The 26,509-nt window shown below is 39.8% G+C and carries 23 protein-coding genes; 8 read left to right on the forward strand and 15 right to left on the reverse strand.

What is annotated here, in order from left to right; all coding sequences use genetic code 11:
- Positions 1-174: 174 nt before the first annotated feature.
- The 6 genes from mnmL to hemA are packed head-to-tail and all read right to left on the reverse strand — an operon-like array spanning position 175 to position 6,032.
- The gene (mnmL, locus tag OOA_RS06655) at positions 175-1,077 is read right to left on the reverse strand and encodes a tRNA modification radical SAM protein MnmL/YtqA (protein WP_008911376.1); all 903 of its coding nucleotides are present in this window, start codon (positions 1,075-1,077) and stop codon (positions 175-177) included.
- 12 nt (positions 1,078-1,089) lie between these two features.
- A complete protein-coding gene (kdsA, locus tag OOA_RS06660; RefSeq protein ID WP_008911377.1) occupies positions 1,090-1,944 on the reverse strand; it encodes a 3-deoxy-8-phosphooctulonate synthase in 855 nt (284 codons plus the stop codon).
- Between the two features lie 44 nt (positions 1,945-1,988).
- Positions 1,989-2,798, reverse strand: a complete 810-nt coding sequence (gene sirB1, locus OOA_RS06665) for an invasion regulator SirB1 (RefSeq protein WP_008911378.1) — start codon at positions 2,796-2,798, stop codon at positions 1,989-1,991.
- 15 nt (positions 2,799-2,813) lie between these two features.
- Positions 2,814-3,656: a peptide chain release factor N(5)-glutamine methyltransferase gene (gene prmC, locus OOA_RS06670; protein WP_008911379.1), complete on the reverse strand. Its 843-nt coding sequence runs from the start codon at positions 3,654-3,656 to the stop codon at positions 2,814-2,816.
- Positions 3,656-4,738 carry a peptide chain release factor 1 gene (prfA, locus tag OOA_RS06675; RefSeq protein ID WP_008911380.1) on the reverse strand — a complete coding sequence of 361 codons (1,083 nt, stop codon included), beginning with the start codon at positions 4,736-4,738 and terminating at the stop codon, positions 3,656-3,658. The genes prmC and prfA overlap by 1 nt, the downstream gene beginning before the upstream one ends.
- Positions 4,739-4,769: 31 nt before the next feature.
- Positions 4,770-6,032, reverse strand: coding sequence for a glutamyl-tRNA reductase (gene hemA, locus OOA_RS06680; protein WP_008911381.1), 1,263 nt, complete (start codon positions 6,030-6,032; stop codon positions 4,770-4,772).
- 699 nt (positions 6,033-6,731) lie between these two features.
- On the opposite strand from hemA, the gene lolB reads away from it, so the two are divergent.
- From lolB to prs, 3 genes are all read left to right on the forward strand, one after another.
- On the forward strand, positions 6,732-7,394 hold the full coding sequence (lolB, locus tag OOA_RS06685) for a lipoprotein insertase outer membrane protein LolB (protein WP_008911382.1): 663 nt from the start codon (positions 6,732-6,734) through the stop codon (positions 7,392-7,394).
- On the forward strand, positions 7,391-8,269 hold the full coding sequence (gene ispE / locus OOA_RS06690) for a 4-(cytidine 5'-diphospho)-2-C-methyl-D-erythritol kinase (protein ID WP_008911383.1): 879 nt from the start codon (positions 7,391-7,393) through the stop codon (positions 8,267-8,269). Before lolB ends, ispE begins: the two co-directional genes overlap by 4 nt.
- Positions 8,270-8,336: 67 nt before the next feature.
- Complete coding sequence (prs, locus tag OOA_RS06695; RefSeq protein ID WP_008911384.1) at positions 8,337-9,284, forward strand: ribose-phosphate diphosphokinase; 948 nt, start codon at positions 8,337-8,339, stop codon at positions 9,282-9,284.
- Positions 9,285-9,889: 605 nt separating this feature from the next.
- Here prs and OOA_RS06700 read toward each other — a convergent pair.
- Positions 9,890-10,162: a stress-induced YchH family protein gene (locus tag OOA_RS06700; protein ID WP_008911385.1), complete on the reverse strand. Its 273-nt coding sequence runs from the start codon at positions 10,160-10,162 to the stop codon at positions 9,890-9,892.
- A 343-nt stretch (positions 10,163-10,505) separates the two neighbouring features.
- Here OOA_RS06700 and pth point away from each other — a divergent pair, with 343 nt between their 5' ends.
- A complete protein-coding gene (pth, locus tag OOA_RS06705) occupies positions 10,506-11,096 on the forward strand; it encodes an aminoacyl-tRNA hydrolase (RefSeq protein WP_008911386.1) in 591 nt (196 codons plus the stop codon).
- 121 nt (positions 11,097-11,217) lie between these two features.
- Positions 11,218-12,309, forward strand: a complete 1,092-nt coding sequence (ychF, locus tag OOA_RS06710) for a redox-regulated ATPase YchF (RefSeq protein WP_008911387.1) — start codon at positions 11,218-11,220, stop codon at positions 12,307-12,309.
- A gap of 261 nt (positions 12,310-12,570) precedes the next feature.
- On the opposite strand, the gene OOA_RS06715 is transcribed toward ychF, so the two are convergent.
- From OOA_RS06715 to OOA_RS06730, 4 genes are all read right to left on the reverse strand, one after another.
- Complete coding sequence (locus OOA_RS06715) at positions 12,571-13,869, reverse strand: c-type cytochrome (protein WP_008911388.1); 1,299 nt, start codon at positions 13,867-13,869, stop codon at positions 12,571-12,573.
- Entirely contained in the window at positions 13,862-16,138 is a 2,277-nt protein-coding gene (locus OOA_RS06720; RefSeq protein ID WP_008911389.1) for a xanthine dehydrogenase family protein molybdopterin-binding subunit, read from the reverse strand. The genes OOA_RS06715 and OOA_RS06720 overlap by 8 nt, the downstream gene beginning before the upstream one ends.
- Positions 16,135-16,608, reverse strand: coding sequence for a (2Fe-2S)-binding protein (locus OOA_RS06725; protein WP_008911390.1), 474 nt, complete (start codon positions 16,606-16,608; stop codon positions 16,135-16,137). The genes OOA_RS06720 and OOA_RS06725 overlap by 4 nt, the downstream gene beginning before the upstream one ends.
- 614 nt (positions 16,609-17,222) lie before the next feature.
- Positions 17,223-18,302: a linear amide C-N hydrolase gene (locus tag OOA_RS06730; protein ID WP_008911391.1), complete on the reverse strand. Its 1,080-nt coding sequence runs from the start codon at positions 18,300-18,302 to the stop codon at positions 17,223-17,225.
- A 125-nt stretch (positions 18,303-18,427) separates the two neighbouring features.
- On the opposite strand from OOA_RS06730, the gene OOA_RS06735 reads away from it, so the two are divergent.
- Positions 18,428-19,294 (forward strand): LysR family transcriptional regulator, encoded by an 867-nt coding sequence (locus OOA_RS06735; RefSeq protein WP_008911392.1) that lies wholly within the window; start codon positions 18,428-18,430, stop codon positions 19,292-19,294.
- Positions 19,295-19,564: 270 nt separating this feature from the next.
- Here OOA_RS06735 and yghU read toward each other — a convergent pair whose 3' ends face one another.
- The 3 genes from yghU to OOA_RS20870 form a co-directional block, all read right to left on the reverse strand.
- Complete coding sequence (gene yghU, locus OOA_RS06740) at positions 19,565-20,404, reverse strand: glutathione-dependent disulfide-bond oxidoreductase (protein WP_008911393.1); 840 nt, start codon at positions 20,402-20,404, stop codon at positions 19,565-19,567.
- A 127-nt stretch (positions 20,405-20,531) separates the two neighbouring features.
- Positions 20,532-20,846, reverse strand: coding sequence for a glutathione binding-like protein (locus OOA_RS20865; protein WP_336431270.1), 315 nt, complete (start codon positions 20,844-20,846; stop codon positions 20,532-20,534).
- A gap of 51 nt (positions 20,847-20,897) precedes the next feature.
- On the reverse strand, positions 20,898-21,143 hold the full coding sequence (locus OOA_RS20870) for a glutathione S-transferase N-terminal domain-containing protein (RefSeq protein WP_236611172.1): 246 nt from the start codon (positions 21,141-21,143) through the stop codon (positions 20,898-20,900).
- A gap of 429 nt (positions 21,144-21,572) precedes the next feature.
- Between OOA_RS20870 and OOA_RS06750 the strand changes: the two genes are divergently transcribed.
- Entirely contained in the window at positions 21,573-23,600 is a 2,028-nt protein-coding gene (locus OOA_RS06750) for a TonB-dependent receptor family protein (protein WP_236611204.1), read from the forward strand.
- An 18-nt stretch (positions 23,601-23,618) separates the two neighbouring features.
- Positions 23,619-24,755 carry an ABC transporter substrate-binding protein gene (locus OOA_RS06755; RefSeq protein ID WP_008911395.1) on the forward strand — a complete coding sequence of 379 codons (1,137 nt, stop codon included), beginning with the start codon at positions 23,619-23,621 and terminating at the stop codon, positions 24,753-24,755.
- Positions 24,756-25,004: 249 nt separating this feature from the next.
- Here the strand turns inward: OOA_RS06755 and dbpA are convergent, their stop codons facing one another.
- Positions 25,005-26,378, reverse strand: coding sequence for an ATP-dependent RNA helicase DbpA (dbpA, locus tag OOA_RS06760; RefSeq protein ID WP_008911396.1), 1,374 nt, complete (start codon positions 26,376-26,378; stop codon positions 25,005-25,007).
- Positions 26,379-26,509: the final 131 nt, after the last annotated feature.

A 26,509-nucleotide genomic window follows, 5' to 3' on the forward strand; every position in this document is an offset into this window, starting at 1 on the left:
CGCATAGTGGGTTCCTCAGTGAAAAGTTATTTCTTAGTCGAAAGATCTGATCACAGAACCCGCTTTTAGTTCCCTTCTTTTTTTTGTTTTTCTTATCCCGAGTTCAGGTTAGTTACGCATTTTAGCGTCATTTAATTTGATAGATGAATTATGGAAATGCCGCCAAAATAAAAACTAAAGAGCCGAACCTTGCCCACCATGGGTACTCAAATATTGATACAGGCTATTCATTCCTAACCAACGATTCTCGCACCATTGCGGTGCCAATAATGTTGGTTTTCTAGCACTAGCACAAATTCGATGATAAATAATCTCTGTTGGTGTATGACGGATCATTTCGCCAGCAGTATTGGTATATTCTTCCAGTGTAATAGATTCTAACCTACCTGCCCGCCAACTTTTTGCCATGATGCTACCATCAACAATATGTAATGGATGCAATTTAATACCATCAGTACCACACTCCAACACTTTGTGCAGTGTTTCCATATTCATCGCGGTATCCTCACCGGGCAAGCCACTAATCAAGTGTGTACAAACCTTTAAACCAAGCTGCCGTGCCTTAGTTGCTGTTTCTCGATAAGATGAGAAATTATGTCCACGATTGATTCGATGCAGCGTTTTATCATGTGCACTCTGTAATCCTAACTCCAACCAGATTTCATAACCTCGATCACGATAGCCACTGAGTAGAGATAAAACTTCATCTGGCACACAGTCGGGGCGAGTTCCCACACATAGCCCTACAATATCGGCTTGCCCTAGAGCTTCTTCATATAGTTTTTTTAAGATACAAACTTCGGCGTAAGTACTGGTGTAAGCCTGAAAATAGGCAAGATAGCGATTTGCGCGGGTGATCTTGGTGATTTGTGAGCTAATCTGTTCACTAATAGAGTATGCCGATTGGGCCTCTTCAGAAAAAGAAGCTACATTACAAAATGTACAACCACCTCGGCCAAGGATGCCATCACGATTAGGGCAGCTAAAACCGCCATGAAGGGTTATTTTATGGATTTTTTCGCCATAACGGCGCTGAAGGTCAGCGCCGAACATAGTAACAACTTCATTAAGTTGCATAGTAAATAGCAATTAACAGCTAGTATCTAACTCAGGAAAGCTCTTCACTAATGCATCAATTGCTTGAACCTGTTGTAAGAAAGGCTCTAATTTCGCAAGAGGTAACGCTGAAGGGCCATCACAACGAGCATTATCAGGATCTGGATGAGATTCAAGGAATAGTCCAGCTAAACCTACAGCCATACCTGCTCTTGCCAGCTCAGCAACTTGAGCACGACGACCACCAGAAGCGGCTCCAAATGGGTCACGACATTGCAATGAATGCGTTACGTCAAAAATGACTGGACAACCATTCGATGCCTGCATCATGACATTAAATCCAAGCATATCAACAACTAGGTTGTCATAACCGAAGTTAGCTCCTCGATCACACAAAATGATTTTGTCGTTACCGCCTTCAATAAATTTATCAACAATATTGCCAACTTGACCAGGGCTAATAAATTGTGGTTTTTTAATATTAATGACTGCATCGGTTTTTGCCATTGCCGCAACAAGGTCAGTTTGGCGAGCTAAAAACGCTGGTAATTGAATAACATCAACGACCTCTGATACTGGTTGAGCTTGGGACGCTTCATGGACATCAGTAATGATTTTAACGCCAAAGGTTTCTTTCAGTTCTTGAAAGATTTTCATCCCTTCATCAAGGCCTGGGCCACGATATGAATGAATTGATGATCGGTTGGCTTTATCAAAAGACGCCTTAAATACATAAGGAATGCCTAATTTTTGAGTCACAGTGACATAGTGTTCACAAACTTTCATTGCCATGTCGCGGGATTCAAGAACGTTCATCCCACCAAAAAGAACAAAGGGTAGATTGTTTGCGACTTTAATATCACCAATGCTGACCATTTTCTGTTGCATGCTCTTACCTTTTATATCGAGACAGCTTGCTGTCTATGCATAAATTAATGTAATACTACTGGATGATTATCTAATGAATATATCTGAATTTTAATCATCTCAGAAATAGGATCTTCTGGGCATTGTTCAATAAAATAATTTAAATCACTTAATGCTACATGATTGCAGTCTAAATGCGCGAGGATTAAGCCACGATCGCGAATTTCATATGGATTATCAGGATCAAGTGTCAATAACGTCTCACAAACTCGTAATGCTAATTCCATCTTTTTCTCTTCCATCAAGGAAGCTTTTAGTGTGTCGAATAACTTACGAATGATCACGCGATTTTCAGCAACATCAAGTTGGCTATCATCCAATTCAGAATAAGGATCAACGGTCCCTTTTAGCCAGAGATTCAATGTGTGCCACGATAGAGTTTCCCCGTTCGCGGGATTAATAAACCATTGAGAACCGTCTTCTCTTTGCCCAGACAGCAACAGCTGTGTGGGAAATACTGCGGGTTCAATATCAATCTCTAGCTGTTCAGCAATATAGAGAAGAATAGAACCGAGTGAAGCTGGAGTTCCGCGCTTAGAGAGCAATACCTTATCTAACCAAAGCATATCAGATAATGAATAAATACCATCTGCCCCACTGAATTGCCATTGGCGATAAAATAACGTCAATAATTGGTTAATTCTGCTTTCATTATCTACATGTGTATCAATGACCGCTTTAGCAGCATTGACCAAGCTATCTAATTGAGCTTGAACATGCATAAGTGGAAAGTCTACACGGATATTCTGTGAGACCATCATAATACCTTCACTCAAAGGTATTTTGTTAAATTCAATATTTGCTATGGTTTTCATTACTCTTCCACTGCTTTATTCCACCGAATCATCCCATTGCCCTAGCGAAATTCTATCTCGACCACCATAATCTTGGCAGGTTTCAACATTACTATATCCACATTGCTTAAATAATTCACGAACGGCAGCGCCTTGCTGCCAGCCATGCTCAACAAGCAACCAGCCTTGACCTTTCAGATGTGTTTTCGCCCCAGACACAATATGTGCTAAATCAGACAACCCTTGATTATCTGCTACTAATGCAGTTAACGGTTCGAATCTTACATCACCTTGTTGAAGATGATAGTCATTTTCATCAATATAAGGTGGATTACTCACAATCATATCAAATTGTTTGGTAGAAAGTGAGGTGAACCAATCACTTTGTAGAAACTGCACGTTTTTAATGGCTAGACGCTGCTGATTCCGTTTTGCTAAAGACACTGCGTCAGGATTAAAATCAACACCAATAATTGCACTTTCGGGACATTCAGAAGCGAGAGCTAATGCAATTGCTCCAGTCCCTGTACCAAGATCAAGAATTTGACAAGCTTTCTTAGGAAGACGAGCTAATGCCTGCTCAACGAGACATTCCGTATCAGGACGAGGAATTAATGTGGCCGGTGAAACGAATAAAGGTAAAGACCAAAATTCGCGTTCACCAATTAAATAGGCAATGGGTTCACCTTGCTCACGGCGTTGCAATAACAACTCTAGTGCTGAGATTTCTGGTACCTTAAGCTTTGTCTCTGCAAAAGCAAAAATAAAAGTACGGCTCTGCCCTGTAATATGTTGAAGCAGAATTTCAGCATCTCGTTTTGCACTGTCGCTCGTTGACAGCCTAGCAATAGCTAAGTTAACCCATTCGCCGTACTGCATTAGTCCTGCTCAGATAAAGCAGAAAGTTGATCAGCTTGATATTCATTAATAATTGGCTGAATTAACGTATCTATTTTGCCTTCCATCACTTCGTCTAAACGATAAAGCGTTAAATTAATGCGGTGATCTGTCACACGGCCTTGAGGGAAGTTATAAGTACGGATACGGTCTGAACGATCACCTGAACCTAACAAGTTACGACGTTCAGTGGCTTCAGCTGCTTGACGCTTAGCCATTTCAGCTTGACGAATACGTGAGCCTAATACTGACATCGCCTTCGCTTTGTTTTTATGCTGAGAACGTTCATCCTGACACTCAACCACAATACCCGTTGGGATATGGGTAATACGAATAGCAGAATCAGTGGTGTTGACGTGCTGACCACCAGCACCAGAAGAACGAAAAGTATCAATGCGTAAATCCGCAGGGCTGATTTCAGGTAATTCTGCTTCTGGCAGTTCAGGTAAGATAGCGACTGTGCATGCTGAGGTATGAATGCGTCCCTGAGATTCTGTTTCAGGAACACGTTGAACACGGTGACCGCCTGATTCAAATTTCAAACGACCATAAACGCTATCACCTGAAATTTTTGCAATAACTTCTTTAAAACCACCGTGCTCACCATCACTGGTGCTCATCAATTCAACCCGCCAACGGTTTGCTTCTGCAAAACGGCTATACATACGGAATAAATCACCGGCGAAAATAGCGGCTTCATCACCACCTGCTCCAGCTCGAATTTCGAGGAAACAGTTATATTCATCATCGGGATCTTTTGGCAATAATAATAATTGTAAATGCTGTTCAAGCTCTTCATTTCGAACTTTAGCATCTTTTAGCTCTTCTTGAGCCATTTCTTTCATTTCAGGGTCATCTAACAGCATTTCTGCGGTTTCGATATCGTCCTGCACTGTCTGCCATGCTGAAAAACATTTTGCGACATCTGTCAGTTGAGCATATTCTTTTGATAAGGCACGAAAACGCCCCTGATCAGCAATCACACCTGCATCAGCAAGATGTGCCTGAATTTCTTCATAGCGTTCCTGTAATGCTTCCAGTTTTGCGACAATAGAAGGCTTCATTCGTTATATCAGACCTATGATTAAAATGTGGTTATTGATGGTTCAGCCCTAAGCTGTCCCTAAGTAGATTCAGACGTTCCAAGTCACCATCTCCAGCTGCTTGCTGTAAAGATTTAGTCGGTGCATGGATCAGGCGATTGGTCAATTGTTGGGTAAGTTGTGTGATAACTTGTTCAGGATCAGCACCCTGACTTATTGCCGCTAGTGCTTTTTCTGCCATACCCGCGCGGACTGCCTCAGCCTGCTCTCTGTAATCGCGAATTGTAGACACTGCGGCTTGTGAGCGCAACCAATCCATGAAATGGTTGCTTTCTTGTTCAACGATAAATTCAGCTTCAACAGCAGCAGCTTTACGCTGTTCAAGGTTTTGCTGAATGATAGACTCAAGATCATCTACTGTATAGAGATAGACATCACTGAGTTTTTCAACGTCTTGCTCGATATCGCGAGGTACTGCAATATCAATTAATAACATCGGTTTACTACGACGAGCTTTCATGGCTCGTTCAACCATGCCTTTACCTATAATCGGTAGTGGGCTTGCGGTCGAACTGATTACGATATCTGCTTGAGACAGCCGAGTATCAATATCAGATAACGTAATAACTTCGGCATTTACTTCATTCGCTAGCAATTGAGCTCGTTCGCGAGTACGGTTAGCTATCATCATATGTTGAACACCATGATCACGTAAGTGCCGTGCAACAAGTTCAATAGTTTCTCCTGCTCCCACCAACAAAATATTCAAATGTTTGAGTGATTCGAATATTTGTCTTGCAAGAGTACAAGCTGCAAATGCAACAGAAACCGCATTTGCACCTATTTCTGTTTCGGTACGAACACGTTTTGCCACAGAAAACGATTTTTGAAATAAACGCTCTAACTCACTTGATAACGAATGGTTATCTTGAGAAAGCGCAAATGCTTTTTTTACCTGCCCAAGAATTTGAGGTTCACCAAGTACTAGAGAATCTAATCCACTAGCAACACGCATAAGATGACTCACTGCTTGGTCACCTTCATGCCAATACAAACTTGGTTTTAAATCTTTATGTGTAATCTCGTGAAACTCACATAACCATTGGGTAAGTTGTTCTTGCGCTTTTTCATGTGAATCAATACTTAAATACAGCTCAGTCCTATTACAGGTGGACAGCACAACGCCACCGCTAACTTGAGGTTGCTTTAGTAAGTCCTCAAGTGCATGGTCTATTTTTTCAGGCCCGAAAGTTACCCGCTCACGTAGGGCAACAGGCGCCGTTTTATGATTAATGCCTAAGGCTAATAGAGTCATTGTGCTTAACTACATTGCTCACATTGCTAATTATTATTCAGTAGGAAATAGCACTACTGTTATTTGTTTACCGACTATTGTAAATGATTCGAGGCTAGCTTTCCATGATCAGCGAATAGCGAAAGTCATGAAAGAAGACCAACACCAAATATTTATAGAATAAGCTAGGATAAAACAAGACAGTATCAACATTATTTGTGTCGTTATTTTACACCGCTTTGTCATACGGATATATTGTTTTTTACTGTGTGTATGCCGTAAATAACTCAATATGCATGTAGACAACAACCCAAGATATCCTGATCAACATAGCTAAAGTCTATGGTTCGGCAAGCTAAATTTTTTTAGCTGTTGATTTCTGAGTAAAAATAGTTATAAAAGATGACTATTCCCAAAAAGAACCGGTTACAAAAAGATATATACAGAATGCAATTATTTCACACATTAAGCAAATGGTTATAACGTAATTAATAATTGTATTGATAGGCAAACCTACCGCAATCTGATTGATAATTTAACTTTTTTCACGCAATATTTTGTGTATCTAGGCTTTTGCTCTAATGCTCTATATGATAATTAGCCTTTAAAAAGGTTTAGATATTTTCCTTAACCACGATAACGCGTTACACTTCGGTTCGCGTCGCCACTTATTAGAGACGTAATCCCGTATTTTCAACTAGATGATTTTTGAGAGTCGTTATGCAACTTTCCACTACTTGCTCTTCATTTCGTTCTTCAACCACTCGTGGTTTTTGGCGCTTACTCCCATTAGCAAGCCTATTTCTGACTGCCTGTGTGACTACTCAACAAACAACAACGTCTGGTACTGGGTCAGTCTCCGACCCACAATGGAGAGCACATTTAGAAGAGCTGCATGCACTGCGTAATTATCAGACTCGCGGCTCTTTTGTTTACAATAATGGTGAAACTAAAACATATGCAAAATTTTTCTGGCAACAATATACCCCCGAAAAATACCGTTTATTACTGACTAATCCGTTAGGCAGCCGAGAGTTAGAACTTACCGTTGAACCTGATTTAGCACGCCTAACAACCAAAGATGGTCAAACACACATGAGTGATGAGCCTTCTGAGTTAATTTATCAACTAACGGGAATGGAAATTCCACTTGATGACCTCACTGAATGGCTGACAGGATCACCTGGACGTGCGACTGAATTCACACTCGATGAAAATAATCTATTGAAATCCGTTACTTTTGAACAAAATGGCGAAAAATGGCAGCTCAGCTATCTTTCTTATGATAAAAACACCACACCAATGCTGCCAAGTAATCTAGAATTACGTCAAGGTACACGTTTAATTAAATTAAAAATGGATAGCTGGACTTTACAAAAATGACGTTAACTTGGCCTTCTCCCGCAAAACTTAATCTGTTTCTCTACATTACTGGCCGTAGAACTGATGGTTATCATGAACTACAAACACTGTTTCAATTTCTAGATTATGGTGACGAAATTACAGTAACTACGCGACCAGATAATCAGATTAATTTACTTACGCCTATGGAAGGCATCGAACAAGAACAAAATTTAATCATTAAAGCAGCTCGGTTATTACAACGTTATTGTCACGAAACCCTAGGTCATAAAGCATCACTTGGCGCAGACATCAGTATTTTTAAAATTTTACCTATGGGTGGTGGCATTGGTGGTGGTTCATCCAATGCAGCAACCATTCTGATTGCTTTAAATGAGCATTGGGGAACGAAAGTCTCTGATGATATACTTGCAGAGCTAGGTAAAAGTCTCGGTGCTGATATTCCTGTCTTCGTTAGAGGGCATGCTGCTTTTGCTGAAGGTATTGGTGAAATTCTGACCCCTGCGTCACCTAAAGAGAAATGGTATTTGGTTGCACATCCCGGAATTGAAATCTCAACCCCGATGATCTTCACAGATCCGCAATTAAATAGAAATTCTCCAAAACGCTCACTAGCCGCACTGTTACTGGCTCCGTACGCAAATGATTGCGAACCAATCGCAAGAAAACGTTTTCGTGAGGTTGAACAGCTCGTTTCTTGGCTGTTACAATATGCTCCGTCTCGCCTGACTGGAACTGGTGCTTGTGTTTTTTCTGAATTTGAAACTCAAGCCGATGCCCTTAAGGTGTTAAATAAAGCCCCATCGTGGGTGCATGGATTCATTGCTCAAGGGTTGAATGAATCCCCGTTGCACAGATTCCGCGCTGGGATAACCCGTGTATTGCGCCAACAATGAGTACGATTTTTGAAATTGTACTGTTGGTCAACAATATCTCTCTGGACGCAAGCCTGAGGTTTTTCTCGTGCCCGATATGAAGCTTTTTGCTGGTAACGCTACACCGGAACTAGCACAACGTGTTGCTAACCGCCTTTACACTAATCTTGGAGACGCGGCTGTAGGTCGTTTTAGCGACGGCGAAGTCAGTGTTCAAATTAATGAAAATGTCCGCGGTGGTGATATTTTTATCATCCAGTCAACTTGTGCACCAACCAATGATAACCTGATGGAACTGGTTGTTATGGTCGATGCACTGCGCCGTGCATCTGCTGGTCGTATTACCGCTGTTATCCCTTACTTCGGTTATGCAAGACAGGATCGTCGCGTACGTTCTGCCCGTGTACCAATCACCGCTAAAGTTGTTGCCGATTTTCTATCCAGTGTCGGTGTTGACCGTGTTCTCACTGTTGACCTACACGCAGAACAGATTCAGGGCTTCTTTGATGTTCCTGTTGATAACGTATTCGGTAGCCCTATCCTTCTGGAAGATATGTTGCAGAAAGGCTTGGAAAACCCAATCGTTGTATCTCCAGACATCGGCGGCGTCGTACGTGCCAGAGCAATTGCGAAACTGTTAAATGACACTGATATGGCTATCATTGATAAACGTCGCCCACGTGCGAACGTTTCTCAAGTAATGCACATCATTGGTGATGTTTCAGGCCGTGACTGTATTCTTGTAGACGATATGATAGATACTGGTGGCACGCTGTGTAAAGCAGCTGAAGCGCTGAAAGAACGCGGTGCGAAGCGTGTATTTGCTTATGCTACTCACCCAATTTTCTCAGGTAATGCTGTAGACAACATCAAAAATTCAGTCATTGATGAAGTCATTGTTTGTGACACAATTCCTCTTTCACCTGAAATTAAAGCATTGAACAAAGTTCGAACGCTAACACTTTCAGGCATGCTGGCAGAAGCAATTCGCCGTATTAGCAATGAAGAGTCAATTTCTGCGATGTTCGAGCACTAAGATTTTTTGCGAGGTAGTAATACCTCGCTTATACCCTAAGATTTGCTGTTGTGAAATATAGATACTACTGGTTCTGGTGATATCTATTGATGCTTTATCTACAACAGATTTCATACAACCTAAAGTATTATGGGTATATTTTGGCCGCCCCGTATATTAATGAAATGTCATGAATTAAATAAAGCCTCTACAGTTGATATTCAACTGTAGAGGCTTTATTGTTTTATATGACCCGTCCTAAATAAGGTTGACACTTTTCCAACTTAAAATTGGAGAGTGTAATGAAACCAACAAGTAAACGAGCTCAACCTGATTATTAAAAAATACATTAACGCTTTCGCTTAATATAGCGACATATTTGAAATCACACGATAAAATTACATAATCTAAATAAAAAAATCACCAAACAGTGACTTAACATTGATATCTGCAAAGAAGAAAACGAGATAATAAATAGGACTTAGTTTTTAATTTGCCTCATAACGAAAGAGTGAGTCTCACGTACAATGAAACCACTCTTTTGGATTAGGCATTACCACTTAAAATTATGACCGCGTATCAATTTTTCATAATGTTCTGCATATTTAATGCAATTAAAATAATCATTATGGATATCGATGGTTGTCATTATTTGAATGACGATAATGTTTTATCAGCCAGTAACGGTCAGCAACTTTTTCTCTGCTGCTTATTCTTGCTCCAACGAGCCAAACTACAGCGCCAAGGAAGATACCGAATAAAGATCCCATCGTAATGATTTCAGGTAAATTAAGGCTAAACACATGAGATGATAAGTTAATTGCAATACTACCAATCATTCCTATTAGCCCTATGACCATCAAAATATTACCAAGCAATACAATAGTTTTTCGTTTCATATCTACCTCCTATATCAGTAGACTGATAAGCAAACATATGTGAAAACTTCGGAAAATTCATATCTAGATGTCATTATTATAGTGCAATAAACAAAATTATTTGCGATGGGTATCACAAGGAGAGACTTTATCTATTATTTCTATACAAAAGATGCTTTTTTATAAAAACACTAATTTTGATGATTTTTCTAGGAAGTAAGTTCTTTCCTCTTCACCAAGTGAGGGATTTACAATGAGATTGTTAAATGACACGGTGACTTTATATATTTCAATTTTGTAGATCCTATCCTCACAAGGTAAACTAAGTATTATTTTTGACTAATCTGACAGTGAAATAGTAACCGTGAGCAAAATAAAACTAATTGTTGGCCTTGCCAATCCAGGTGCTGAATACGCCCAAACTCGTCATAACGCAGGCGCATGGTATGTTGATCTTCTTGCTGATCGCCATAACCAACCGCTTAAAGAAGAAGCAAAATTTTTTGGCTACACCGCTCGCATTAATATCAATGGTAATGATGTGCGCCTTCTCGTACCAACCACTTTTATGAATTTAAGTGGTAAGTCGGTATTGGCTATCGCCAATTTTTATCGTATTAATCCCGATGAAATATTAGTTGCCCATGATGAATTAGATTTGCCTCCCGGGGTGGCTAAAATGAAGTTAGGCGGAAGTAATGGTGGTCACAATGGCCTCAAAGATATTCAGAGTAAATTTAGTAATAACCCTAACTTTTATCGTTTACGTATTGGCATTGGCCATCCCGGTGATAAAAACAAAGTCGTCGGTTTTGTGCTTGGTAAACCACCTTCATCTGAACAAAAACTAATAGATGAAGCTATAGATGAATCGTTAAGATGTACTGATATCTTACTCAATGAAGGCATGGATAAAGCGATAAATCGGCTGCATAGCTTTAAGGCAACTGTTTAAAACAGAGTGACGCTAAGAGTTCATTTCATCAAAATCAACTTTTTGTGTATAATCAGCGCCAATTTTCTAACATTCAGGAGCAGCGCTCGCCTGCCCCTTGCTATTTTAAGGTGAGAAACATATGGGTTTTAAATGCGGTATCGTTGGTCTGCCTAACGTAGGTAAATCTACACTGTTTAATGCGCTGACCAAAGCCGGCATCGAAGCAGCCAACTTCCCTTTCTGTACGATTGAGCCGAATACTGGTGTTGTACCAATGCCAGACCCACGTCTTGATCAATTGGCTGAAATTGTAAAACCACAGCGTATTTTACCTACCACGATGGAGTTTGTTGACATCGCCGGTCTTGTTAAAGGCGCTTCTAAAGGTGAAGGTTTAGGTAACCAATTCCTAACTAACATTCGTGAAACTGAAGCTATTGGTCATGTTGTTCGCTGCTTTGAAGATGACAATATCATCCACGTTGCAGGCCAAGTTAATCCAGCTGAAGATATCGACGTTATTAATACTGAGCTTGCATTAGCTGACCTCGACACCTGTGAACGTGCTATACACCGTGTACAAAAACGTGCTAAAGGCGGCGATAAAGACGCTAAAGCAGAATTAGAAGCGTTGGAAAAATGTTTGCCTCATTTATCAGAAGCTGGCATGTTGCGCACTTTAAACCTCAGTATTGAGGATAAAGCAGCAATCCGTTATTTAAGCTTCTTGACACTGAAACCAACGATGTATATTGCTAACGTCAACGAAGATGGATTCGAAAACAACCCATTCTTAGATGTCGTATATAAAATTGCAGAAGCTGAAGGTTCAGTCGTTGTTCCTGTTTGTGCTGCTATTGAATCTGATATCGCTGAGCTGGAAGATGAAGAACGTGAAGAATTCATGGCAGATCTAGGCATTGAAGAGCCAGGTTTAAACCGTGTAATCCGTGCAGGCTATGAGTTACTTGATCTACAAACTTATTTCACTGCGGGTGTAAAAGAAGTTCGTGCTTGGACCATTCCAGTTGGTGCAACAGCGCCACAAGCAGCTGGTAAAATCCACACTGATTTTGAAAAAGGCTTTATCCGTGCGCAAACTATCGCATTTGATGATTTTATCAAATACCGTGGTGAGCAAGGAGCGAAAGAAGCTGGCAGAATGCGTGCTGAAGGTAAAGATTACGTTGTACAAGACGGTGATGTATTAAACTTTCTATTTAATGTGTAAGCCTATACTCTAGTATCATATTGTCTCACTAAGTATCACCCTCTCAAAAAACAGCACAAAGTTCATAATGTTATGTGAACTTTGTGTTTCTTATCTTCTCAGTTTGTCTCATTAAAGCTCAAATTAAAGTGTGTTCTGCGCAACTAAATCAGAATAGCAAATTCGATAAGGTATTGTGACATTTTACGAGTTTATAGCGACCAATTAAATAAATAACGGCCTCATATACACAGCCGCTATTTATATTAGAGTTTGATACTGCTATTTAACTTCAGTTTCAGCACGTAATTGAGCTACCTTTTGCTCTAAGTTAGGCCATGGTGCTTTATCGGTAAATGTTGTTCTTAGGTAATTTAATAATGTCGCAATTTGCTGGTCACTTAAATTATGACGAAAAGCAGGCATGCTACCTAAGCCTTCTGTCGCTTCAAACTCTATTCCATCTAAAACAACGCGAATTGTATTATCTGGTGCTTCTGCATATAAGTTAGTGTTTAAGGCTAAAGCGGGTCGCACACCTGACATTTTCGCACCTTTTGTTTGTGCGTGACATGCCATACAAGCCCCTGAATATAATCTTGATCCTTCATTAGATAGTGGCTCAATTTTATCTTCCGTTTGCTGTACTATTTCCTGTGCTTTTGATGTTATCTGTTGATTATCAACCGAAGAGGTTAGATAAGTCGCAATAGCTTCCCTATCTTCTTCTGTCAATTGGGATGTCCCCTCACGGATTACAGGCGCCATCGGACCCGCAGCAACCCCATGATTAGCAGAGAAACCAGTGCGTAAAAATTCAGCCATATCTTGATGACTCCATGCAACCGGCACAGATTGATTACCTTTCAATGCAGGAGCAGTCCATTCCTCGGCTACCCCTCCCATCAAATGATGCTCGCCCCCTTTTTCGCCAAATAAAATATCACGTGGGGAATGGCAAGCACTACAATGCCCTAGTCCCTCCGCAAGATAAGCTCCTCGGTTCCACTCATCACTTTGCATCGAATCAGGCGCTATTGGTCCAGCCGTTAAATACAACTGATTCCATGCCCATATTCCTTGGCGAATATTAAAAGGAAAGGTTAAAGATGTTTTTGCTGGTTGATAGTGAATCGGTTTTTGACTCATTAGCCATGCATAAAGATCATGCAAATCATTATCTGTAGTGTGAGTAAATGCAGTATAAGGAAATGCAGGATATAAATAATTCCCTTCGCGAGAGACACCATGACGCATGGCTCGCTCAAATGCCTCATATGACCAAGTACCAATCCCAGTTTCAATATCAGGGGTTATATTGGTGGTATAAATGGTACCAAACGGTATTTCCATCGCTAAACCACCTGTGTTTGTCTCACCACCCGGTCGTGTATGACATACTGCACAATCCCCTAATGCAGCTAACTTTTCACCGCGTGCAATTTGTTCCGCAGAAAAAGTTGGCATTGAGTCTGCCTTTAATGGCTCAATTGCAGATTGCCAACTCAAAGCTAATCCACCAACAGCCACAATCACAACAGCAAGAGCGCTATAACCAAAGATTTTTTTTGCTTTACTCATTGTTCGCTCCTTGACTTTTCGCAGCCATATTCACTGCATGTAAAACACGTTCAGGTGTAAATGGCACTTCCCTCATTCGAACGCCTAATGCATCAAATAGTGCATTAGCAACTGCCGCCGCACTTGGTACAGATGCTGATTCACCTGCTCCCATAGGCGGTTCATCAGGATATTCCATTAGTTGAATGTCGATTTCGGGCAATTCATCGAAGCGTAAAATAGGATATCCACCCCATTCAAGTGAGGTTGTTCCCGATTTGTCAAAGGTTGCAAACTCTTTTAATACACGGCTACATGACTGAATAATGTTGCCATGAACTTGGTGCTTAACTCCATCAGGGTTAATCATCTGTCCACAATCATGAGCGACATAAACTTTTTTGATCAGTATTTGCCCTGTACGACGATTAACGGTTAGATCACATACCCAAGCAGCCCATGCAGCTCCAAAACCAGGAAATTTACTATGAAAGTAACGCGCCCAAGCAAATCCTCTGCCACTAACAATTTCTTGGCTCGTAGGCGCAGGATTACTATGCATAGGGCCACCAATCCAATTCGCTTGCTTTTTCACCGCATTAATTAAAGCGATAGCACGAGGATCATCTAAATATTTCAAGCGATAATCGATAGGATCTTGCTGAGCAAGATAAGCAACTTCATCAATCCAAGATTCATGAGCAAATACATTAGGAAGTGCGGAAACACCTCGCATCCAAGAAGCTCTAACAACAGGTGCAGTATCTTTAGAAATAGCACGTAGATGTGGATATAAATATTGAGGGATAGCCGTACGATCCCCCATTTGTTGAATATCCGGCTTGTTCTCTTTTTTCCCAGTCAAAATAAGCGACAAGGTAGTAGCATTATTCGACGGATAGCGGGTGCTTATTTCGTAAGCACCCACCTCTTTATTTTTATCAATTCCACCGCGAATTTTAATTAACTGGCCTGTCCCTTTAGGCTCCCAACCAGCTTCTTGTTCTCGCATCAATTGAACTCGTACAGGGCGCCCAGTGGCTTGAGAAAGTAGAACTGCATCTGCACTAACATCATCAGCCCCATTACGTCCATAGCAACCAGATGCCTCCATACGATGGACGTGTATTTCATACAAATCTCTATCAAGTTGCAATGCCAAATCTTTACGTAAATCATGAGGATTTTGTGTACCTGACCAAACATCCACTTTATCGGTACGTACATCAGCGATAGCACAAGATGGACCAATTGAGGCGTGCAAATGATATGGCCAAACATAATCAGCATTCAGTGTCTGATGAAGATTTGCTAATGCCGCATCAACCCCTTCATCGTCTCTCAATACTCTATCTTGGCTTGGTAATGCATCGAGGGTATAATGCAACTTATCAAGGGTTAAATCGGGCAACCCTTGCCACTCCTTCCATTTGATTTTTAGCTGACGCATTGCTTCTACCGCTTGTTCTTCACGCTCAGCAACTACACCAACAAAATCATTAATATGGACAATTTTTACAATACCTTGTAAGTGAGAAATTGAACTTTCATCAATAGAAATCAAGCTATTACCAAGTGGTGCGCTGCTATCCGCTCCTGCATATGGTGGGCGAATAACTCTTCCATGCAGCATATTGGGCACACGCATATCATGTACCCAAGTTAATTCGCCTGTCACTTTTGCGCGTATATCTACACGGGGGATCGGTTTTCCAACATAAATAGCATCGGACGTAGGTTTTAATCTAACGCTTTCGTCTAACTCAAAATGAAGATTTTGCCCTTTAGCTAATTGCGCATAACTCAAACGGCGTTCAGGTTGTGCAATAACAAAAACATATCCATGCTCTGCAATGACTTCCTCAATCGGAACATTCAATGCTTTCGCTGCAAGAACCGTTAACTGAATGCGTACTTGAGCCGCTGCACGGCGCAAAGGTATTGATGTGACTTGAATAGTTGCACTTGCAATAGTTGGGCCCTGATCTGGTGTACTTTGAGTATCCCCAAGTATCATCGTCACCGATTCAAAAGAAACTCCAATTTCATCCGCAACAATTTGTGCAAGAGAGGTCCGGATCCCTGTCCCTAGATCAACATGCCCATTAAATGCAGTGACACTACCATCAGCAGCTAGCGCAATAAAACTATCTACATAATTAAGCGGAATCACCGCATTTTTATCTGTCGTTTTTTCTGCTGCAAATGAGATAGATGGCAACATATTACTAACAACAACAGCCCCACCCATTTGGAGTAACCGACGCCGAGTGATATCTAGCATACTCATACTTCACCGCCTTGTGCGATAATTATTTTGGCTTTTTGAGCTGCTTGTAAAATCTCCACATGAGTTCCACAACGACATAAATTAAAAGCGAGTTCTTTTTTTATCTCTTCTTCACTTGCATTAGGATTACGTTTAAATAAAGCCACAAGTGTCATTATCATACCGTTAGTGCAATAACCACATTGTGCTGCCTGCTCATCGATAAATCCTTGTTGTACAGGATGAAGCTTATCGCCATCACTAATACCTTCTAATGTCGTAATTCTTCTATTTTCTACGGCTGATAAAGGTGTTGAACAAGAACGAACAACTTTTCCATCGATTAATACGCTACACGCGCCACACTCCCCCAAACCACAACCATATTTAGGACCATTTAATTTTAAATCATTACGTAATACATAAAGAAGTGGTGTTGATGGGGAAACGTTAGTTAATTCAATCAGTTTTCCATTGATATCTAATTGCATATATCTCTCTTTCACATTGCTAATTAAAATAAATTTATATATTGGATATATTAGTTTTATGATTATATTATTTTCTTAATAAGAATATCATATATTCTTATTCTGATTAGCTACATTATGTGCTATGAAAAACTTTCTTACACAAATACTAAAAATATAAGTATTCACACGCAGAACCACATAGCGATGAATAAATTCAACAGTATTCCACTAACAAGATAGGATTAATTAGAATACCTCTCATTGATAACCCTAACTCCTTAATAGAGAAATATATGATTAGCAAGGAATAATAAATTATTCTTATTTGTATTTTTTCACATGTTATTCAATGATGTATAGAAATTATAATAATTATTGTTTTAGTCTCAAAATATATAAGACTGAATCAATCGAGAGTAATATAATCATTAAATGAGTTTTATTACCTATCACTGACTCACTAATTTAATCTGTTTTCAAAAAAATAGATTAATATCATTTAGAAGTATTAGATAACTAAAGTTACTCTAAAAATTAAATATGCCTAATATGACAAATAAATTAAACTAATTATTAATCAAGGCATCAGTAAAATAACTGACACCCAAATAAATAAAATTAATTCATTATGATTACTTAGCCTGAGAAAGTATATTCCCTTCCCATCCATTTTGTGCGTAATCATTTAAATGCATAATCTGTTTCACAGGCTGCCCTTCCGCAAAGTTAATTTGTTTTAGTGGTACCCAAACTTGTGATGCCGCAAATGTAGATTTAAAATGATATTCGCTATGGCTAAGATCTGAAATTGTAGTCCAATAAGTTCCAACGCCTTTGTTTTGCTCAGGTCTTTTCCCATATTTTTCATACATATCAATAACTTTTTGTTCTCCTGCCTCTGTAGGTGAACCCATCGGGTAAGCCACGTTATTCATCACAGACAAAATAAACCCTTGCGCCTGATTTTTATTGTCTGGCTGTGGTAGGTTTTTTAAATCATAACTAGCGCGGACTAAACGCTGATCTGCATCTAACCCTCCAGGAATTTCACTACGTTTAGCATGTTCATATTTAGCCAAATTTTTCAATTGTTTATCATAAGATGGTGGATTAGTCATCACTCGATAATTTTTGTTATGATAAATATTTACTTTACCATCGTCTATTTCGATAATAGCGGAATCCCCTGTTATATCCTCAATCGCGATATGTTTAGTATCAGTAGCATAGTCAATAGGAACTAAAACAGCAGACAAACGGACATCATTGCGAATAGCCTCAACAGCTTGATCGACAGTAGCAAAATTATCCAAAATATAACTGACCCAAGCACGGCTCTCAATGACAGGTTTATCTTGATTATCTTTTTGCTGCTGGCTGCCGTTAGTATAGAAGAGCGTATGTGCTGCTAATCCTTTTTCATTCATGCCATCCATTGGGAAAAGGTTATCGGCATAAATAACAACGCTACCATATTGTGTTTTCCATTGAGCAGAGTTTGTTGAATCTCCACCATTGTGGGCAATACCACGTGGTGTGATAATCAGAGACGGATCAACTGGGCTAAAAAAGTCTAAATTACGTGCACTCACCATATAGTCAGGATACATATTCATAAAAACACGAGAACAAGCTTGTGCCCCTGTAACTAAACTAGCACTCAATGTTGCTCCAATTAATAGCGAAACAATTTTTTTTGTATGTTTTTTCATCTTTTTTTCCTTATGTATGGGCTTTCTAATAAAGCGATGATAAAACGGCAGGGAAATAGCATAGAGTTCATGTACGGGGGAATTTCCCTCACAAAAATTAAAAAATCTAAGGATGGAATGATATTATGGGAAAATTACGATTTTCACTGATGCAAATTGAAGCTTTTACTTGCGTTTGTGAGGCTGGGAATTTTACACTCGCAGCAAAACGACTTAAAAAAGATCGTACTACTATTCGCGAATTGGTTGAGTACCTTGAATTAGATCTCGGTTATTTACTATTTGATCGTCAAACTCGCCCTTTACAATTGAGCCCGGCAGGAAAAAAACTATATCGTCAAGCTCGCTTATTTTTACAAGAAGCTGAGGCATTTGGTATTTTAGCAGAGCAAATACCTCAACAAGTCAACCAAAGCTATACTTTATGTTATGACCCATTCACTCCACGCCAATTTTTGGCTAATTTAGTTGTAGAATTACATCAACAAAATATCCAACTTAATTTACTGATGATGGAACGAATAGATGCAGAAAATGCACTAGAAAATGGCATAGCAGATATTGCTATCTATCAAGCAATAAATCGTTCAATCAGTGAAAAATTTAAATGGCGAGCTATTGGCTCAATTGAATTTGCCGTTTATGCCAATGACGATTTTTTCCCTTCTGTGACCCCACTCCCGCTAATAACGCTCGCATCAAAATGCCAAATAATTCCTTTTAGGGATTTACCTGAATCTATCTCTAAGCGCCTACAAATTTCCGATCATATCCAAATAATTAATGAGATTTCTTTATTACAGTCTATGCTTGCCTCAGGTCTCGGCTGGGCATTTTTACCAACTCATTTACAACCAACATTATTGCCTAAAATAAAAATCTGGGATACGGAGTTAGGGCACCAAGGGTTACTACATCCCATGGTCGCGTTATGGAAACCAGGCCCGAATAATGGTTTGTTAAATATCATAAATCAATTGCAACAAATATAGTGATAAAGATTGTTACCGCACTAATCGGTTTAAATAACAGCAATATAACCATATCACCTACTTAGGTGACTAAAAAAACATCCCCCTTTAAACCGTAAACGAAAAGCGCCCTTCGGGTTCGATTAAACGTGATTTTTCGCTGTATTGAGTGACTCTTACCTAGTTCACTAGGCAGCGAGCCACTCGCCTTGCTTCTTTTTGTCTTAACTAAAGGCGTGTAATTCGAATAAAAATTGACCTTTAACGATAAACAGCCCCTAGAGTTGAACTCTAAAGAAAGTCACTCTCATCGTGACGTTCTCTTAATTGCTCCGCTGGATCACCTTGGATCCTATTAACTCTACGCCCTCGTTTAACCGCTGGTCGCGCATATATCTCATCGGCCCAACGGATCACATGCTCATACTCATGAACAGATAAAAATTCAGCCGCACCATATTGCCAACCTTTTACAAGTCCACCATACCATGGCCAAATTGCAATATCCGCAATGGTATATTTTTCACCCGCGATATATTGATTGTTTGCGAGACGCTGATTTAACACATCAAGTTGGCGTTTAGTCTCCATGGCATATCGATTAATCGGATATTCATATTTCTCGGCAGCATAGGCATAAAAATGACCAAATCCACCGCCAACAAAGGGCGCAGAGCCCATTTGCCAAAATAACCATGAAAATGTTTCAGCACGTTCAGGCTGAGAAGTTGGTAAAAATGCAGAGAATTTTTCGGCTAAATAAGTAAGAATGGAGCCTGATTCAAAAATGCGAATAGGCTCTGAGCCACTTCTGTCAACTAATGCAGGAATTTTAGAATTTGGATTAATATCAACAAAACCCGAACCAAATTGGTCCCCATCACCAATATTTATAAGCCATGCATCATATTCAGCCTCTTTGATCCCTAATTCTAATAATTCCTCTAGCAAAATTGTCACTTTTTGTCCGTTAGGAGTACCCAGAGAATAAAGTTGCAGTGGGTGCTTACCAATTGGTAATGTTTTTTCATGTGTAGCACCTGAAACTGGGCGATTGATATTGGAAAATTTACCACCGCTACTTTGATTCCATTCCCAAACTTTAGGTGGGATATAAGTTGAATTAGCCATACGTTATTTCCTTACATTCATGAGTCTAAAATAGAAAATTTTTCATTGTATTGAAGGTAGTTTGAAGGAAACAATGCGCGATTAGTTTCTTCGTCGCGAACTGTTTTATATTCAAATTCTTTACCCACTAAACGGGCCTGTAAGACTGTTGGTCTAGCTTATTAAACAAACGCTGCAAATTAGGGTAATTTTCAAAGGGATTTTCTATGTCTTTGAACACACGTGAAATACGATCTAACCAGCCCCAACTTGAAATATCTGCAATCGTAAAGCTATCACCAACAACATATTCTCTTCCCACTAAGTGGGTATCTAATACTTGATAATGGCGTTCAATTTCACGGCGATAGCGATTAATCGCATAATCGGAACCTTCTGGTGCAGCATATTGGAAGTGAACCGCTTGCCCAGAAAAAGGCCCTATTCCACTTGCTATAAACAGTAGCCAAGATAGAAGTTCAGGTCTATCAGAGGAAGCCCCTAATAACGCGCCCTATTTTTCTGCAAGGTAAAGAAAAATTGCTGTTGAATCAAATACTCTAACTTCTTTATCATCAAGTCCTTCTGTATCAATAATTGCTGACACTTTACCATTGGGATTAATTTTCCTAAATAATTCCGTATGTTGTTCACCTTTGCTCGTATCAATAGGAATAACCTGATACGGTAGTTTGAGTTCTTCTAATAAGAGAGCAATTTTTAAGGGATTAGGTGTCGGATGAAAATAAAAACGGATCATTATTTCCTCACTTAAATGAGTCTATCGTTTCACATGAAAAATATTTTAGTTGATACGAATAACTCACCACACCTATACCACGCTTTATTTTTCAAAAATTTACCGACATCGCAAAGATCTTATATGCGTAATTCACCATCGGAAAATGTCGATTCAGCCATAAAGGCGCAGCCCGTTCATTACATACATAATGCAAGGCTTCTATCACCTTGTCATATAATGTTTTGTGATATTCGATTTCAAAATAATTAATAAATTTTGTTGATTATTTGTAATGATTATAATTATCATTAGCCATCTCAACACTCTTTACTCAATACTCCAAATATGAAATCAGCAAAACTCGCACTACTCACACCACTCGCCGTTTATATTTCATTCTTTTGCCATCAATCACATGCGGCAGATAACACATCTAAAAATGATTCAATGACTGTTGTGGGTAACTGGTTAGAAAATACAGAAGATAGCGATGTCGTTTTTAACCATCCAGGCGCAAGAACGGTTAAAACCAAAAAACAAATAAAAGAAACCGGAAGTGAAACCATTGCTGATGCTTTAAAAGGGATCCCTGGGGTGCAGGTTCGCGAAAGTAATGGTACTGGAGGAAGTGATGTTTCTTTGAATGTGGGTGTAAGAGGACTTACTTCACGTCTATCACCTCGTTCAACGATTTTATTAGATGGGATGCCGCTTGCTGCCGCTCCTTATGGTCAGCCTCAGCTTTCCATGTCACCACTATCCTTAGGCTCTATTGAATCTATTGACGTTATTCGTGGTGGTGGTTCTGTTCGTTATGGGCCTCAAAACGTTGGTGGCGTAATCAACTTTGTTACCAAACCTATCCCTAAAAAATTCAGTGGTAGCACTTCAGTACAGACGCAAGGCGCAAAAACAGGCGGTTTAAAAACGTTAGTCGATGCTTCTGTCGGTGGTTCAAAGTCTGATGACTCAGCTGGAGCCCTACTTCTTTATTCCGGATTGCATGGACAAGGATATCGAAAAAACAATGACAACACCGATATTGATGACCTTATTTTAAAAACCCGCTATGCATTAACTGATAATGATGAAATTTTAGCTAATTTCCATTATTACCATGCGATGGCAGGAATGCCCGGTGGACTGACGCAAGCACAATATAATGCAGACCCTTACCAATCAATGCGCTCGTTTGACCGTTTTGAGGGTAATCGTCAAGATATGCTATTGAAATATAAGCACCAAGAAGATGATAAGCAATTTGAATTAATGACGTGGTTCAGTAAAAGTTATCGTGGTAGCTATATTGAAAGTGAAGGAACTAAAGACAATACAGGAAAAAGCCGTTTAGTTTCTTACCCTCGTCATTATACCGCCTATGCGATTGAACCTAGCTACTCACAGCTATTCCGTTTCAATAATGTATCTCATGAAGTTACTGTCGGTTATCGTTATTTAAATGAAACTGCTGATGAAAAAGCCTACCGCTCTGACTGGTATGGTACAGGATCTCAATCTACTCGCCCTAGTACGTCACAATATTATCAGCACACCTCTGGTGGAACTGAAGCTCACGCAATTTATCTCGATGATACCATTGATATTGGCAACTGGACGCTGATCCCGGGCATTCGCTATGAATACATTGATATCCATTTAAACGATGCATTTAAAAACCAAAGACGTAGCAAAAACTACAGTGAGCCACTTCCAGCGCTTGCTGTAATTTATCATATCGATGACGAATGGAAATTATTTGCAAATGCCAGCACTTCGTTTGGTAGTCTGCAATATTTCCAACTTAATACAGCTGGCGTTGGTAATTCACCGGCAAATGGATTAAGTGCGGAAAAAGCTCGCAACTATGAAGTAGGCACAAAATATGACAACACTGAGTTATCTTTAGAAGCCACACTATTTTATATCGATTTTGATGACCAGCTACAATACGTTGAAAATACAACTGGCTGGACTAACTTAGGCGCAACAACACACCAAGGTGTTGAATTAGCAGCCAGATATGATTTATCTGGGCTGTCTGATGTTTTAGATGGTGTCAGTGTTTACAGTACTTATACGTTTACCAAAGCCATCAGTAAGAAAGGTAAATTTGCAGATAAAGACTTGCCATTTTATTCAAGGCAAGTGCTAACTGCGGGCACCCGTTATGAAACAGGTCATTGGATATGGAATCTCAATACCTACGCTCAATCATCACAAGAATCACCGGGAACGGGGAATACCTATATTACCCAAGGTAGCGCCGATGGTCGATATGGCACCATTCCAGGTTATATGGTGTGGGATGCGCGCGGAGAATACCAATTTGGTAAAGAACTGTCTGATTTAACCTTATCTGCTGGAATTAAAAACTTATTTGATCAAACCTATTTCACTCGCTCTACTGATAACAACTCAGGTATCTATGTCGGGCAACCAAGAACATTCTATGTTCAAGCATCTGTGAAGTTTTAATTGATACAAGGCGTGAATATGTTTAAAACGTTAATGAAGAGATGTAATTTATTATTGCTCGGTCTGGCTTTCTCAGGAGCAAGCCTAGCCGACCCAATAACTGTAACCGATATTGCAGGAAGAACTGTGACGGTGAATGCACCTGTATCAAAAGTGATGTTAGCTGATAGTCGCGTTTTGGTCGCATTAAACATCTTACACCCAGACACTCCGTTAAAAGGAATTGTTGCTTGGGATGATGCGTTGATAAAAAAAGCACCAGACTTAAGTACAGCCTATAGCGAAAAATTTCCTGAACTGAAAAAAATCCCTGTATTTCCAAATCCTTACACAACGGATTTTAGTCTTGAAAAAGCGTTAGTTTATCAACCCGATTTGTTAATTTTTGATATCGGACTGAAAAGCAAGTTGACTGAAAGTGGTACATTAACACTGTTAGAAAAAACAGGTGTGCCCGTTATTTTTATCGATTTTAGGCAATTTCCGCTAAAGAATACCGTTCCGAGTATGGAGTTACTGGGTCGTGTATTTAGTGAAGAAAAACAAGCACAAGCATTTAACCAATTTTATCAGCAAAGATTGGATATGATCCGTTCTCGTGTCGCAACGCTCACACCAGAACAACGCCCTTCTGTCTTTATTGAACGCGCAGCAGGTGCAACAGGTGAGGATTATTGTTGTAAAACATTTGGTAACGGTAACTTTGGTGAGTTTGTTGATATCGCAGGCGGAAACAATTTAGGTTCGCAATGGTTTACAGCTGTAATGGGTGGTGAGATAAGTGAAGAGCAATTACTTCATAGTAACCCAGATTATTACCTGATCACCTCGGCTGATTGGGATAGAACACGCAAAGGAAGCTCTTCGATACCGCTCGGTTACACTGGGGAACAACAAAAAGTACAGGAAAGACTGAATAAACTATTAGATAGACCAAAACTGCGCCCGTTAGATGCATTTAAAAACAAGCAAGTATTGGCGCTTTACCAGCAATATTACGATACTCCATTTAATATTATTGCAGTGGAAGCGATAGCGAAATACTTACACCCTGAGCTATTTAAAGACCTTAACCCACAAGCTGATAGTGATTATTTGCATAAAACATTCACAGCATTAGAAGGAAATGGTGTTTTTTGGGTACAAGCAAAATAACATAATCTTATATTTATCTTCGTAAATAATTGATATTAAAAAATAAAAACTGCCCTGATAATAATCGATTTTATCAGGGCAGTTTTTATTAGCTCAGCTTACTTTCTTTCAAAAATATAAAATGACACCATGATAACTAATAATAAAAGTAGCGATTATGTCTATTTTTATTTCAAATGCTAGTGAAGGTAAATATCACTGTTTATCCGAGCACAAAATAGGCAGGCATTTAGCCTACCCCAGTATCCGTTATTTCAGCAATCTTACTTTGACTGATTTACCTTTGATTTTACCTTGCTGCAATTTTTTCCAAGCGGTATGTGCTATTGATTGTTTTACTGCTACATACGCATGAACGGGGCTGAGAGTAATTTTACCAATATCTGCGCCATCAAACCCCATATCACCAGTTAACGCACCGAGAATATCACCAGGACGCATTTTTGCTTTTTTACCACCATCGATGCACAGTGTTGCCATCGTTGCTTCTAGTGGAATAATGCTTAATCCTGCTGGTACAGGTTGCCAATTCAACTTCATATTAAGCATTTCTTCCAATGCATTGGCACGCTGAGCTTCTTCAGGCGAGCAAAGGCTGATCGCCAATCCACTCTCACCTGCACGAGCAGTACGCCCAATGCGATGAACATGCACCTCAGGATCCCATGATAATTCGAAGTTAATCACCAATTCTAGTGATTTGATATCCAAACCACGTGCTGCAACATCAGTCGCGACCAACACACGGCTACTCCCATTCGCAAAACGTATTAGCGTCTGGTCACGATCACGTTGCTCCATATCACCATGCAGTTCTAACACACTTTGGTGACTTTCACTGAGAGCATCGTACACTGCTTGGCAATCTTTTTTAGTATTGCAAAATACAACACACGAAGCCGGTTGTTCACGACTTAATAATTTTTGCAGTAGGCTAATTTTACCATTGCGAGAAACTTCATAGAATTGTTGTTCAATTGATGGTAATTCATCCACCGTATTGATTTCGATTGTCAGTGGATCTTTTTGAATTCGGCGGCTGATAGCGGCAATCGCATCTGGCCAAGTAGCAGAAAACAATAACGTTTGACGCTCAGCGGGTGCATGACTAATAACTTCGTCTATCGCATCAGCAAAGCCCATATCAAGCATGCGATCCGCTTCATCTAAAATTAATGTTTGTAATGCATCAAGCGTCACCGTCTCTTTTTGCAAATGGTCCAATAAACGACCTGGCGTAGCAACAATGATATGCGCTGCGTGAATTAAAGAATCTCGTTGGATACTAAAAGGAACGCCACCACAAAGGGTCAGTATCTTGATATTCGGCATATAACGGGCCAAACGGCGTAATTCGCTTGCTACCTGATCAGCAAGCTCACGGGTTGGGCACAGTACCAATGATTGCGTATTAAACTGTTTAGCATCGATATGTTGCAACAAGCCTAATCCAAACGCGGCCGTTTTTCCACTACCGGTTTTTGCCTGCGCACGGACATCTTTTCCTGCGAGGATCGCTGGTAACGCGGCGGCTTGAATCGGGGTCATGGTGAGATAACCAAGCTCGTTAAGGTTAGAAAGTTGTTCCGCTGGAAGCGCGTTAAGTTCAGCAAATGAAGTCACAATGAAAATTCCGGATTAAAGAAAAAGGCTAATAGCTGGCAATGATACTATCCCTTCCCTGTTGTGTCGTGATGAATTTACATCTTGATTGAACTCTTACAATTGATTGAACAAACACAAAATTGAATTTT

This window comes from Providencia burhodogranariea DSM 19968, from assembly GCF_000314855.2.
GTDB lineage: Bacteria > Pseudomonadota > Gammaproteobacteria > Enterobacterales > Enterobacteriaceae > Providencia > Providencia burhodogranariea.